Annotated in this window: 8 protein-coding genes; 7 read left to right on the top strand and 1 reads right to left on the bottom strand. The window is 43.9% G+C overall.

The window, feature by feature from the left end; translation table 11 throughout:
* Positions 1-34 precede the first annotated feature (34 nt).
* Entirely contained in the window at positions 35-1,246 is a 1,212-nt protein-coding gene (locus tag F453_RS0103655) for an ROK family transcriptional regulator (RefSeq protein WP_018966787.1), read from the bottom strand.
* 219 nt (positions 1,247-1,465) lie between these two features.
* Here F453_RS0103655 and F453_RS0103650 point away from each other — a divergent pair, with 219 nt between their 5' ends.
* The 7 genes from F453_RS0103650 (at position 1,466) to F453_RS0103615 (ending at position 14,882) form a co-directional block, all read left to right on the top strand.
* The gene (locus F453_RS0103650; RefSeq protein ID WP_018966785.1) at positions 1,466-1,975 is read left to right on the top strand and encodes a hypothetical protein; all 510 of its coding nucleotides are present in this window, start codon (positions 1,466-1,468) and stop codon (positions 1,973-1,975) included.
* 1,202 nt (positions 1,976-3,177) lie between these two features.
* Positions 3,178-6,537: a leucine-rich repeat domain-containing protein gene (locus tag F453_RS0103640; protein ID WP_018966783.1), complete on the top strand. Its 3,360-nt coding sequence runs from the start codon at positions 3,178-3,180 to the stop codon at positions 6,535-6,537.
* A 10-nt stretch (positions 6,538-6,547) separates the two neighbouring features.
* Positions 6,548-6,748 carry a hypothetical protein gene (locus F453_RS0103635; RefSeq protein WP_018966782.1) on the top strand — a complete coding sequence of 67 codons (201 nt, stop codon included), beginning with the start codon at positions 6,548-6,550 and terminating at the stop codon, positions 6,746-6,748.
* Between the two features lie 465 nt (positions 6,749-7,213).
* Positions 7,214-10,609 (top strand): leucine-rich repeat domain-containing protein, encoded by a 3,396-nt coding sequence (locus F453_RS0103630; RefSeq protein ID WP_033404111.1) that lies wholly within the window; start codon positions 7,214-7,216, stop codon positions 10,607-10,609.
* 10 nt (positions 10,610-10,619) lie between these two features.
* Positions 10,620-10,820, top strand: a complete 201-nt coding sequence (locus tag F453_RS0103625; RefSeq protein WP_018966780.1) for a hypothetical protein — start codon at positions 10,620-10,622, stop codon at positions 10,818-10,820.
* A gap of 455 nt (positions 10,821-11,275) precedes the next feature.
* Positions 11,276-14,671 carry a leucine-rich repeat domain-containing protein gene (locus F453_RS0103620; protein ID WP_033404110.1) on the top strand — a complete coding sequence of 1,132 codons (3,396 nt, stop codon included), beginning with the start codon at positions 11,276-11,278 and terminating at the stop codon, positions 14,669-14,671.
* 10 nt (positions 14,672-14,681) lie between these two features.
* Complete coding sequence (locus F453_RS0103615) at positions 14,682-14,882, top strand: hypothetical protein (protein WP_018966778.1); 201 nt, start codon at positions 14,682-14,684, stop codon at positions 14,880-14,882.
* The last annotated feature ends 72 nt before the right edge of the window (positions 14,883-14,954 follow it).

Here is a 14,954-nt window from a genome sequence, read left to right as displayed (position 1 = left end):
GCCTGTGTACAGTGTGCGTTAACAGCTTTGCGCGTTAGGTAAATTGGAACAGGCTTTTACGTGCCAAGAGGCAAGCGCCCGTAACTCCTGCCTTATCTTGCAGCTTCGAAAGTACGATGGCCGAATCGCGATTAACCATGTTGAGCGAGTATTTTCTTACGGCACTCTTCACGGGTTGAAGCACCGAGTCTCCCGTCCGGGCCAACGAACCGCCAATGATAACCATTTCGGGGTTAAGCAGATTGATGAGCCCAGCCAAGTAACGACCAAGCTTTTGCCCAATATCCTCTACCAGTTCGATGCACAGCAGGTCTTCTTTTAGTGTAGCCTCGATGATGTCGTCGAGACTAAGCGAAGCCTCATCATTCATAATCTGTTCGCTCAACGACGTCTGCCTACCCTCCTTCACGCATTGCAACAGGTTGCGATGCAAGGCCATGCCCGATATTTCGGTTTCCAAACAACCACGCTTTCCGCAATGGCAAAGCACCTCATTATCGAAACATGGGAAGTGGCCCAGTTCGCCCGAGAAGCCCGACTTGCCGGTGTAGAGTTCGCCATTGAGGATAAGTCCGCAGCCAATGCCCCAGCTAAGGTTCACGAAAATAACATTTTTCTCGCCCTTAACCACACCTTTGGTCATTTCGCCATAGGTCATCGAGCGTGTGTCGTTATCAATGTACACACTGCATCCAATCTTCTCGGCCATGATGTCTACTAAGGGTCGCTCATCAAAATTGAAGCGACTGAAGCTGTGTCCCATCTCTGGGTTCACGCGTCCAGGCACATTCACGCCTATGTTCAGTATACGATCCTTAGCTACATCCAACTGTTCGATGAAATCAGTGACATAGCCACAGAGCTCATCCAGCCCTTCCTGCGAGTTGCGATAGTGGTAAGGCACGTCCATGTCGAGCTTCACCAACTCGCCATTAAAGTTCATCAAGCCCAGGTTTAGTCCACTGCTCATCAGGTCGACACCCACAAAGTAGCCCGACTCTGGTGCCAAACCGTAGATCGCAGGCGAACGTCCCTTGCTCGTATCCATCTTACCACAGTTGATGAGATATCCGTCTTCGCACATTTCGGCGATAACTTTGGCTATGGTGGGTACGCTCAGGTTCAATTCCTTCGACAATTCGGGGATGGTAGACGAACTGTTGTTCAGGTAATAAGAGATGATGCGTTTGTGCGTCATCACCGACTTCGATCCCTTTAACAGGTCATTTAATAACATGCGTGCCATATCAATATACTATTAGGTTTTCATCATGTGGCACAATGCGCCACAGTATGCAAACTTACGAAAAATATCCTACACTTCGGCCCAATTTAGTAAAAAATCCGCACTTCGATTTACACTTTATAACAAACATTTCATCAAAGAGGGCGAAAAGGGGTGTGAAATAGCCCAAATTTCTGCGTTTTTTTACTTACCTTTGCATCCACAAACAGATTTAACACTATGATTAAAAGCTTCTTTGCGACAATGTTCGCACTTCTCATCTCGGCTTCGGCCTATGCCAACAACAATGCAAACATTCAAGGCGTAGCCTTTGGAACGAACTACGAAACGGCACTCGCAGGCATCAAGAGCCAATTTGGCACACCCCTATCGGCCAACAAACGCCAAATCGTTTACAAGAACATGACGTTCAAAGGTGTGAAGTTCGACAAGGCAACATTCAACTTCCAAACCGACAGCCTTGGCAACACCTATTTCAGTGAGGCGCGTTTTACCTCAACACCCGTAAACAAAAAGAACGCACTGAAAACCGTGGAGGCCCTAGCCAAAACAATGGATAAGGATTATCCAGGCGTCACCATCGATTGGGAAGACGACGAAATGCCCTTTTATAAAGGTGGCCTATCACCCATAGAAAACAATTATCTCTTCACCGTGTGTATCTATCCCTCGGGCAATGCCTATACCACGGTGTTGCGCTATGGACCACTACCCTACGTAAGAAACTGACATACGCGCGCAATAGCGCAACTAACGCCCGTGCAACGCCCCACTTCAAACCTTGCTTGATGCAAGCAGAAGTGGGGCGTTGGCGTATTAAAGGCCCTGCAACTTGCGTTGCCGAACTTGCGCAGAGCCATGCCTGAACAGGCATGGAGAGGGACTGGCGCCTTGCTAGGACAATACCGAGACACCTCCATAACCCAAAAGACACCCTTCAATAAGTAAGCCTCGACCCATCGAGAGACAAGCCCTAAACATGCCTTTTAAAAGCGCATGCCGAGTTGCACATCAGATGGAACCCTATTCCATATAACTTGGAACCTTGTTCCAGATAAGATGGAACATCATTCCAACTAACATGGAACACGAGTACAACTAAGAGATAACACGCCAAACAACGAATAAGCTGTGTTCTAGACCTATAAGGACGCCCCTTCATTGTTTATTACCCAACTTACGCCAGACCACTATTTGAAGACGACGAACATCAAAAACATTTCGCCACAAGCCCTTTAACGGATATTGAAAAAATATGAGCTTCTTCAATATAGATACACGCGTACGTGAAAGGAATTATCCTTATGCAAAACTATACAGCGCATAACATTTTTATGCAAAGCGACATAAGCGATCCACCCTTATTACAATTGCAAATCATAAGCCTTCATTCTCTTTTCAAAACGTATAATAACATAAAATAACTTTCTAAATGTTTGATACACATGTAAAAATGCGTAACTTTGCATCGGTTATATACATTCGGGATATTGTTTTACAACAACAGGCCCCAAGTTGTGTACCACGTTCGTATTCGCCATCCATTTAATGGGTTGGACACTTCGCAACAAATAACGGATGCCCATGAAAGACAGCAGCCGAGAGAGATTAGACAGGGGCAACAGCCCAAAACTGAGAGTTACGATTTTATACGATACGTATTCAATAACTTAACTTACACCAGTCATGGAAAGCAAAAGGGAACTGACATAGAGGGAAGAACAGAAGCGCAACACTCGTTGGCATTGTCCGTGTGACAAGAAAACGATGTGGCGGTTTTTGGCGTTCAATACCCTGGAAAATAACCTACGGCCTCGGTTTGGCGCCGCCCCTTACATCACTAACCTTCAAAGATAACTAATAATCCATTCTTAACTCATAAGGACATGAACACAATTCGACTTTTATTATTGACGTTGTTTATAGCAGCAATGCCAATTAAGGGCCTAGCTTATACGAGCGGCCAAATAGTCACATTTAACAATTTATGGTTTAAAGTGATTTCAGGAACAGATCGCACACTCGCTTTTATCGGCAAAAATGGGGCTGCAGGAAATGAGATTACACTTCCTAATCCCGTTGACGCAGGCATAGAAGGCAAGTTCAAGATTACTTCCGTTGAGTATGTTTCTGGCTATGACTGCAGTGGAATGACCAAAATCACACTACCTGAGACGGTGACAAGATTCGGGTCATTCTGCTTTACTTGGTCCAATCTCACAGAACTGCACATCCCCAGTTCGGTAAAAGACATTGACAACTCTGCCTTTTGCTGCTTGTCAAATGCGCCAAAGTACACCGTAGCTTCAGGAAATAAAAATTTTGAAACTGACAGTAATGGCGCGCTTTACTTGAAGGGCAAGAAAAAACTGTATTCGGTGCCATCGAACGTACCATTGCAACCCGGTGGGGAATATCACATAAACCAACAAGTTGAAACAATATGCATAGGTGCGATACTCAGAACCAAAAACCTTAAGGTACTGGTATTCCCCAAAGACTTGAAGAGTATTGCCATGGGTATGTTCACCATCGCACCGACTGGTTCAATCGAAGCCTTCGAGGTTGAGCCTGGAGGCAGTACTCAATTCTCAGCCAGAAGCGGCGTGCTGTTTAAGGGGAAGGAACTCGTATTGTATCCGCAGGGAAAACACGACACTTATTATAGAGTGCCCGACGACATCACGAAGATAGCCACCTATGCCATATCAGACAACAGCAAATTGGAGAACATCGACTTGAACAATGTTAAGACGTTGGAAGGTTCTGCCATTTACAATGCACAGAAACTAACTTCGATAACCATCCCCAGAGACATCAAGAAGTATGGTACGGTTCCTGGCGAAGGACTAAAAGAGGGATGCTTTGAATCGTGTCCAAATGTTGAGAAATATCTATTGGCTCCAGGCAATGGTGATTTTTATATCGACCAGGGCGTTTTGCTATCTAAGGATAAGACCATACTATATAGCTATCCGCCCAAAAAGCAGGGAACCACATATAATATCCCCACTACCGTAACCAAGATTGGCATGCACGCCTTTCATGGTGCCCAATACATCACATCCATTTTCATCCCTACCAATGTTGAACGTATTGACTCAGAAGCTTTCCGCGACTTAAGAGAGCTCACAACCGTGACATTCGACCCCAACTCAAAAGTGTCCGACATCTTTTCTTCTGCTTTCAGAGGATGCGGCAAACTTAAAGAAGTGACGTTACCCAAAAATATTACTTGGCTCGGAGCTGTATTCTACGAGTGCGATAACCTTGAAGTTATCAACGTGCCCGCAGACTCTAAGCTACGTAATATAGGTGGTGGTTCATTCTCTACAAATAGAAAACTGAAAGCATTTAACTTCAAAGGCGCGAGCAAATTGCAGTCTATTGGAGACAATGTCTTTGCTGGTCTTGCCGAACTTCGCGAGTTCAACATACCCAAATCGGTGACAAGCATTGCATCTAATGCCTTCATTGGCTGTAAAAAGCTACAGAAGGTAACGTTCGATCCCGATGCCGAGATACAGCTGATAGGCGCAGGAGCATTCTCCGATTGTGGAATAACCAGTATCAATATCCCCAAAAATGTGGCACGGATAGAAAGGGAGGCTTTCTTGAAATGCGAGGCACTTACCACCATTAACATCACGAAAGCAACGACCCTCATTAGTCCTGAGGCTTTTAAATACTGCTCTAACCTTACTGCGATAAACGTGGATAAGGACAACGAAACGTATTCGAGCATTGACGGTTACTTGCTATCAAAGGGCAAGGAAACGCTGATGATTTTCCCACCAGGTAAAGCCAATGACAAGTTCACACTGTTGCCCCCATCAATCACAACAATCGGTGACTATGCATTCTACGACTGTAAGAAGCTGAAAAACGTAACCATTCCCAATAAGGTGACGTCTATCGGTAAACGCGCATTCGGTCTTTGCAGCAACCTTAACACCATTACGTTCCTCTGCGACCAAATGATTAATCCTTCTAACATCAAACAAGAAGAGGATGAAGAGTCCTTTGATGACGACAAAACGTCCCAAAAACGTTTTAGCAATATACACATCAATGTGCGCAGCAACAAATTCTCGGAGTATCAAGGAAACAACTTCTACAAGAGGTTTGCCTCGATAAAGCCATCGTTCAATTATCAGAATGCAGAATATATTGCCGTTTCCGATCAGGCCGTATACATGCTCAGCACCAATCACGACGTGCAAACATTTGTCTTGCCAACCCAAATCGTGCATGGATTAAAGAACTACGATGTGAGCGCTATTGGTGACTACGCCTTCGAAAACGCTTCTTCCAATATAAAAGAAGTTGTTGTGAAGAAGAATGTTACATATATCGGGGCTAAGGCCTTCGTCAAGAAGAACAATCCTTTAGAGAGCGTTTTCTTTATCCAAAGCGAGCCAACCAAGCAGATGTTGGGCACTACACGTTTCGAACTCGATGAGACGGGGAAAAACTTTAACGAGTTCGACCCCTCCACGAAAATATATGTTAAGAAGTCGGCCTATATTAAGTATAAGAAGGAGTGGAACAAAACGCGCATTAATACCACTACAAAGCAAGAGGAACAAAGTCCCTTTAACTTCACGGATCAGATAGAATATAAGATTAAGGACGTGCAAATTAGCAATAGGTACACGACATTTGCCCGCGAGTTCGACGTGGACTTCAGCGACTGTACCCGTTTCGGTGGAATGAAAGTGGCTGCATTCGTTTCAGGTAAGATAAAAACTGGATCGGGCGACCATGGTGAAGCCACAGCCCACCACGTAAGAATGAAAAGTATCGATCTTAACGGAGGCGTTAACAACTCTTATGGATACATCCCCGCAAACACGGGCGTGCTATTGAAGCTATTTAACAACTCCGGCACCTCCTCAGGCAATCTGTATTACACCATCGGTGAGGAGGACAACGTCACTTATCATATCACAAACAACATCATGACTGGTGTAAGAGTGAAGTCAAGACTTGTAAATGCCAGTCCGTCTGCTCCCATTTATGTTTTGCAAGGTGGCGTCTTCCGAAAGGCAATAAACAACATTCCCAACTTCCCTGCACATAAGGCCTATCTAACACTACCTTCTGGGATGGCGCCAGCAAAGGAGCTAAAACTTTCCTTTGATGATGACGAGACCACCGATATCGAAAGCGTCACTACCGATGAAGAAACCAAAGACAACGACGTTTACTATAACCTCAACGGACAGCGCGTAAGCAATCCGCAAAAGGGTATTTATATCCATAATGGCAAGAAAGTGATTATCAAATAAAGACAGAACTATGGAAAAGAAAACATATATAAAGCCCCGAACCAAGAAAGTGTTCTTGGCCATAGAGCAACTGATGCTTGTCGCCAGCCCTGGAGTTGGAGGAGGATACAACCCACATAAACCAATAGAAAGTAAAGGAGCTGACTTCTTCGACGAAGAAGAAGCAGAGGCAATAGAACCACAAGGCTATAACTCTGTTTGGGATTACTAGGCAACCTATGCGCCTTTTTCGTACCGAAAGGTCACAAAAGGCTGTTCATGAGCAAATGAGAATTAATGGAGAACCGAATAGGGGAGCTGTCAACGCTCCCCTATTCTTAAACTAATGGAGGGTAGACAAAATAACACTTGCAAGAATAGAACATACAACAACCTTTTACAATCAAGACCATTTGGGCATTCTACACTTGTATTGGTTAATTCGTTTAACATAAAGATTAGAGAATAAGAGCTTACAAACTTCAAATGCATTGCTGCCATAAAAATAAAAACAAACCGATATAGATGGGAACATAAAACATTCCACACACTACTTATAGGCAATAGAATAAGGTTGAGCGCAGGGCATTCTGCATATTTGCACATCAACAGAAAACATCAAGGTTTACAAACCTCCCTCATATCTAAGCCCATTTAACAAAGATAACCAATAGAAAAAAAAACAACTCACAAGAACATGAATACATTTCGACTCATATTATTAACATTGTTATTCACGGCAATACCATTTAAAGGATTCTCCTATACGGATAACCAAATCGTTAAGTTCGGCAAAATCCATTATAAGGTTGTTTCAGGTACGAAGCACACCCTTTGTTTCCTAGGAGTAGACGACTCACAAACAGGGAATCTCGTCATTCCCGCCAACGTGACCGACGTTTACGGCACAATCTTCACGGTTGTAAGAGCAGAATACAGCCCATTTTACTTTTGCAAGAACATTACCTCCATTGAACTGCCAGAAACGATGAAATCTATTGGTGGATACGCTTTCCCATCAGCGAAGCTTAAAAGTATGAATATTCCCAAGAGTATGGAACAGATAGACGAAGTGGCATGGGGCAATATTCACCGTGCACCAAAATTCACGGTTGATCCAGGAAGCAACTATTTCGAAAACGATGCCAACGGTGTGCTCTACTCGAAAGGAGGAGCTATACTTCATTCCGTTCCGTCGGAGATTACATTCACTGGCGGGAAGTATGTTATTGACTCGCGCGTCAAGCAAATTAACAAAGGAGCCTTCCAAAACGTTCATAATCTCAAAACAATCGTATTCCCCAAAGACCTAGAAACGATACTTTACGGTTATCCTACCATCGCCCCAACATCTACACTCGAAAGATGCGAAATCGCTCCTGGTGCAAAAAACTTCTCAGTTAAGGATGGTGTACTCTTCAAAGGTACATCACTTGTCTTGTATCCAAGGGGTAAAAGCGACCCCCATTATAAGGTTCCCGATGGCATTACAACAATTGAGAGATATGCCATATCGAACAGTTTTCACATGGAAACCATCGATTTGAATGGCGTTACTAACCTGAGGACGTCAGCTATCTACGCGCCTAGAAAGCTCACTACGATTACACTGCCCAAAGACATAAAGCCACACGACTGGGTTACAAAAACAGGAATGGCAGAAGGTTGCTTTGAAGAATGCGAAAGGGTGACAGAATACAAAGTTAAACCAGAGAATAAATACTTCGTTGCAGAAGACGGCGTGATCTTCTCCAAGAATAAAGATACGCTGTTTCTATACCCCGCGAACAAACCCGGAATAACTTACACTGTGCCAAATACGGTAAAAAGGATTGGCGCACATTCCTTCCAAAGTGCGCAGAACATCACTTCATTCCACTTTCCCGACAACGTTGAATCGATTGGTGCGGATGCTCTTAGGGCCATGCCAAAACTTACTAAAGTAACTTTTGGAGAAAACTCGAAGGTAACCCACATAGGATATTATGCGTTTAGGGCATGCAACAATCTAAGAGAAGTAACTTTACCAAAGTCGCTTGGCTACCTTGGGGAAATATTCTATATGTGTGAGAACCTAGAAGTCGTGAACGTTCCAGCAGGTTCTAATTTGCACGAAATCGCAGGCAATGCACTTAAAACCAACAGAAAGTTAAAAGCTTTCAACTTCAAAGGAGACTGTGGACTGAACAAAATCTCAAATGACGTATTTGCCAACCTGGCATTACTGGAGTCGTTTAATATTCCTAAGTCCGTTACGCTTATTGAGGCTAACGCTTTCATTGGATGTACGAGCCTAAAAACCGTTACTTTCGACCCCGACGCTGAGATAGAAAAGATCGGCGAAGGAGCCTTTGCCGACTGTGGCATTACTAGTATTAAGATTCCTAAGAATGTTGAACAAATAGAAAGGGAGGCCTTCTTAAAGTGTGAGGCACTCCACACCATCAACGTCACGAAGACAACAACCAGCATCAGCCCCGAGGCTTTTAAATATTGTTCTAACCTCACGGCAATAAACGTGGACAAGGACAACGAGGTGTATTCAAGCATCGACGGATACTTACTGTCAAAGAGTAAGAAGACACTGATGATTTTCCCACCGGGTAAAGCCAGTGATAAATTCACACCGTTACCCCCTTCTATCACCACTATCGGCGACTACGCATTCTACGATTGCAAAAAACTGGAGAACGTAACCATACCCAATAAGGTTGACTCTATCGGCATTCGGGCTTTCGGACTCTGCGAAAACCTGAACACCATTACGTTCCTTTGTGACCAGATGATCAACCCCAAAAAGATCAACCAAGCCCAAAACGAACAATCGTTTGATGCTGACAAGGGAGGTATAAAGAAGATGGGGAAGATCAAAATCAATGTCCGTAAAGATAAATTAAGCACTTATCAAAGCAACCCCTTCTACAAGAAGTTCGCCTCTATAAGCCCATCCTTTGAATCAGGGACGGAGGAATATATTTTCGTTTCAGAGAAAGCGGTAGACCTGCTCAGCACAACACGTACTGATCATACCTTTATCCTACCTACCAAAATTCAGCACAATGGTAAGGACTACGAAGTGAGTGTTATTGGCGACTATGCCTTCGAGAATGCTCCCAGCAGCATCGAAGAGGTTGTGGTTAAAACGAACGTGGGATATATTGGCGCTAAGGCATTCGTGAAAAAGAACAATAAACTAAAGAGCGTCTTCTTTATTGAGAGCAAACCCACCAAGGGAATGCTTGGCACAACACGCTTCGAACTCGACGCTACGGGAACAAACTATAACGAGTTTGACCATGACACGAAGATATACGTTAAGAAGTCGGCATACGACAAATATAAAACTGAATGGACGAAAACGGTCTATAACCCCGCCACACTGCAAGAGGAGGAAAGCTCCTTTAACTTCACGAATCAGATTGAATATAAGATTAAGGACGCACAAATTAGCAATAGGTACACCACCTTTGCCCGCGAGTTTGACGTTGACTTTAGAGATTGTGCCCTTTCCGGTGGAATGAATGTGGCTGCATTCGTTTCAGGTCAGATAAAAACAGGATCGGGCGACCACGGTGAGACAACAACCCACCACGTAAGGATGAAAAGTATCGACCTTAACGGAGGCGTTAGCGATTCGTACGCATACATCCCTGCAAACACGGGTGTGCTATTGAAGGTATTCAACAAAACTGGCGCTACTTCGGGTAAGCTGTATTACACCATCGGTGAAAAAGACAACGTCACTTATACAATCTCGAACAACATCATGAAAGGTGTAACGGTGAGCTCAAAGCCAGTAAATGCCAGTGGGTCTTCTCCCGTCTATGTATTACAAGGTGGCATCTTCCGAAAGGCAACAAGCACCATTAACGACTTCCCTGTACATAAGGCCTATATGGTACTACCATCAGGAGCACCCGCAAAACTGTCATTAAGCTTCGGAGATGATGACGAAACCACCGACATCGAAAGCATCACAACTGATGAGGAAACCAAAGACAACGACGTTTACTATAACCTGAATGGACAACGCGTAAGCAATCCGCAAAAGGGCGTTTACATCCATAACGGCAAGAAAGTGATTATCAAATAAAGGTAGAACTATGGAGAAGAAAACATATATAAAGCCCCGAACCAAGAAAGTGTTCTTGACCATAGAGCACCTGATGCTTGTCGCCAGCCCTGGAGTTGGTGGAGAATACGACCCGCATAAGCCAATAAACAGTAAAGGAGCCGACTTCTTTGACGACGAAGAAGCAGAGGCTATAGAACCACAAAGCTATAACCCAGTTTGGGATTACTAGATAAAGAGCGCCCTGCTTCGCATCTAACTAATAGAAGAAAGATGTTCACCTGAAAATGAAAATGAATGGAATCCCGAATAGGGGAGTTGAAAAACACTCCCCTATTCATCACTCAAAGAACAGGCGACAGTATTAAACTAACAATAATATAAAAAACAACACCTTATAGAGTGAAGTCTATCATGGCCATTGAGACTTGTATTTTTCCTATTTTAAATGGAACATTTATACACTTGATTTAAAGCTTAATATTAGCAAGGGCCATGAGAGATAAAAACAAACAGATATAAATGAGAAAACAAAAATACCCCAAAACCTGATTACTCGCAAAGAAACATGATAAACGGCCAAGCATCTCATGCCCTCAAATGTCATCTATCATAGAAGAAGGCATTCCTCAACGCGACTAAAACTCACGAAAATAATTAACAATACATTTTTTAACTCACACGAATATGAACACATTTAGACTTTTACTTTTAACACTGTTGCTTACGGCAATACCAATTCGGGGGTTTTCATATACCGACGATCAGGTCGTGGAATTTGGAGAATGCTATTACAAGGTTGTTTCTGGAACGAAATTAACCCTTTCTTTTATTGGCACAAAGGCTAGCAAAACAGGGCCGTTGAATCTGCCAGCCAAAGTAACCGACAAGAATGGATATATTCTTACCGTCATTGGTGCAGAATACAATCCTCAATATAGAAGTGGCGGTATTACCTCTGTACAATTACCTGAGACCATGGAATTTCTCAATAGTTACGTCTTCTCAGGAGCGTCGCTTACAACCATGAACATACCCAAAAAACTGCAGAAGATAGATCCTGGCGCATGGAATAGCATTGATAGGGCTCCAAAATTCACGGTAGACATCCAGAATCAATATTTCGAAAACGATGCGAACGGCGCACTCTACACCAAAGGCAAAAAGGCACTTCTTTCCGTTCCGTCTAACGTTACGCTTCAAGGAGGGAAGTATATTGTTCACCCAGACGTGAAGACTATCAGTGCGTCAGCCTTTAAAAACGTGCAAGGCCTCAAAAGGATCGTCTTGCCGAAAAATCTGGAAAAGGTGTTTGAAGGCTACCCCACCATAGCTCCTAGTAGCTCGCTCGAAGCTTTCGAAATTCCACAAGGCGCCCCAAACTTCAAGGTAATTGATGGCGTGCTATTCAGAGACACAACCCTAGTGGTGTATCCAATAGCAAAACCTGATAAAGATTACACCGTCCCCAACGGGATTAAGGCGTTTACCTATTACGCCATGTCTAATAACCGCCTTCTCGAATCTATCAATCTCAATCGTGTGTCGAGACTGGTGAAGTCGTCCATATATAATCCAAGCAAGCTCACTTCCATAACATTGCCACAAAAGCTTAAACCTTACAACAAAGATACAGGCGACGGCATGGTAGAAGGATGCTTCGAAGCATGCTCATTTGTGACAGAATACCGGGTACAATCAGGCAACAAAGACTTTGTTTCTGCGAACGGAGTTGTGTTCTCTAAAGACATGAAAACGCTATATTTCTACCCTGCCAGCAAGCTAGGTACAACCTATAACATACCTCAGACAGTAGAGGTAATAGCAGGCCATGCTTTTCAAAGTGCCCGAAACCTAACCTCGATGCATTTCCCTGCAAAAGTAACGCGCATCAATGTAGAGGCATTCCGTGACGTGGAAAACCTCAAAACAATAACATTCGATGCAAACTCGAACTTACAGGAAATTGAATACCATGCATTTAGATGGTGCCGTTCCCTAAAAGAAGTGTCACTACCCAAATCGCTGCAGAGATTAAACGAAATCTTCTACATGTGCATCAACCTAGAAACTATCAACATTGCCGCAGGCTCAAAACTGACAAGTATCAGAGAAAAGGCATTCTCCACGAACCCCAAACTCAAAGCATTCAATTTCTTAGGCGACTGCGACTTGGTAAAGATTGAGAAGAATGTGTTTGCAGGACTGCGTGAACTTCAGTCGTTTAACATTCCCAAGTCTGTGCAAGTCATCGAGTCCAACGCCTTCATCGGATGCGCTAGCATGAAGACGGTAAAGTTCCATCCCGATGCCGAAATTGCTGTAATAGGTGCTGGAGCCTTTGCCGATTGCGGCATTACTAGCATCAACATCCCCGCAAAAGTAGTGAAGATAGAAAGAGAAGCTTTCTTGAAATGCGAGGCGCTTCACACCATCAACATTACAAAGACAACAACCAGCATCAGCCCCGAGGCTTTTAAATACTGCTCTAACCTTACTGCGATAAACGTAGACAAGGATAACGACGTGTATTCAAGCATAGATGGTTACTTGCTATCAAAGAGCAAGAAGACACTGATGATATTCCCACCGGGTAAAGCCAATGACAATTTCACGCTGTTGCCACCATCAATCACCACAATCGGCGACTACGCATTCTACGATTGCAAAAAACTAGAGAACGTGACCATACCCAACAAGGTTGACTCTATCGGCATTCGAGCATTCGGGCTATGTGAGAATCTCAACACCATCACGTTCCTTTGCGATCAGATAATCAACCCCAAAAAGATTAACCAAGCCCAAAACGAGGAATCATTCGATGCCGACAAACCTGGGCATAAGAAAATAGGGAAGATCAAGATCTATGTGCGTCAAAATAAATTGAGCACATATCAAGGTAATACTTTCTACCAGAAGTTCGCCTCGATAAAGCCGTCGTTCAACGAGAAGACTGAAGAATATATCGCGGTCTCCGACAAAGCTGTCGACTTGCTCAGCACCACATGCTCCGACCACACCTTTATCTTACCTACGTCCATTGAACACCAAGGCAATACCTACGAAGTGAGCCTTATCGGCGACTACGCATTCGAGAATGCCCCGAATAATGTACAGGAAGTGGTAGTTAAGAAAAACGTGAAGTATATAGGCGCTAAGGCTTTCGTGAAAAAGAACAATACGCTAAAGAGCGTCTTCTTCATCGAAAGCGAACCAACTAAAGGGATGCTCAGCACCACACGTTTCAAGCTCGATGAAACGGAAGAGAACTTTAACGAGTTCGACCATGACACGAAGATATATGTTAAGAAGTCGGCATACGATAAGTACAAGACCGAATGGACGAAAATGGTCTATAACACCACCAAAAAACAAGAGGAGAAAAGCCCCTTTAACTTCACGAATCAGATTGAATATAAGATTAAGGACGCACAAATTAGCAATAGGTACACGACCTTTGCTCGCGAGTTCGACGTAGACTTCAGCGACTGCGCCCTTTACGGTGGAATGAGAGTGGCTGCATTCGTTTCAGGTCAGATAAAAACCGGATCGGGCGACCACGGTGAGACAACAACCCACCATGTGAGAATGAAAAGTATCGACCTTAACGGAGGCGTTAGCAACTCTTACGGATATATCCCCGCAAACACAGGTGTGCTATTGAAGGTATTCAACAAAACTGGCGACACTTCTGGAAAACTGTATTACACCATCGGTGAGAAAGACAACGTGCCATATAATATCTCGAACAACATCATGAAAGGTGTAATGGTGAAGTCAAAGCCAGTAAATGCCAGAGTGTCATCTCCTATCTATGTATTGCAAGGTGGCATCTTCCAAAAGGCAACAACCACCATCTCCAACTTCCCTGTACATAAAGCCTACATGGAACTGCCATCTGGAGCGCCAGCCAAACTGTCGTTAAGCTTCGGAGACGATGACGAAACCACCGACATCGAAAGCGTCACGACAGACGAGGAAGCCAAAGACAACGACGTTTACTATAACCTCAACGGACAGCGCGTAAGCAATCCGCAAAAGGGTATTTACATCCATAACGGCAAGAAGGTGATTATCAAATAAGGATAAGAATATGGAGAAGAAAACATATAAAAAGGCCCAAACCAAGAAAGTGTTCTTGGCCATAGAACCACTGATGCTTGTTGCCAGTCCTGGAGTTGGTGGGGAGTACGACCCCAGCAAACCTATAGATGGTAAAGGCTCAAACCTCTTCGAAGAAGAGGATAGCGAGGAGACCGAGACGTTAGACAAATTCTCCGCATGGAAGAACTAGGCCCATCAGCACAACAATATCTACAGCCCACATAAGGGTTGTTCATCACCAATAAAGAGTTAATGAATGTTT

It is taken from the genome of Hoylesella loescheii DSM 19665 = JCM 12249 = ATCC 15930 (assembly GCF_000378085.1).
GTDB lineage: Bacteria > Bacteroidota > Bacteroidia > Bacteroidales > Bacteroidaceae > Prevotella > Prevotella loescheii.
The sequence above is the reverse complement of the archived record's forward strand: the minus strand, read 5'-3'. Positions and strand labels throughout refer to the sequence as shown.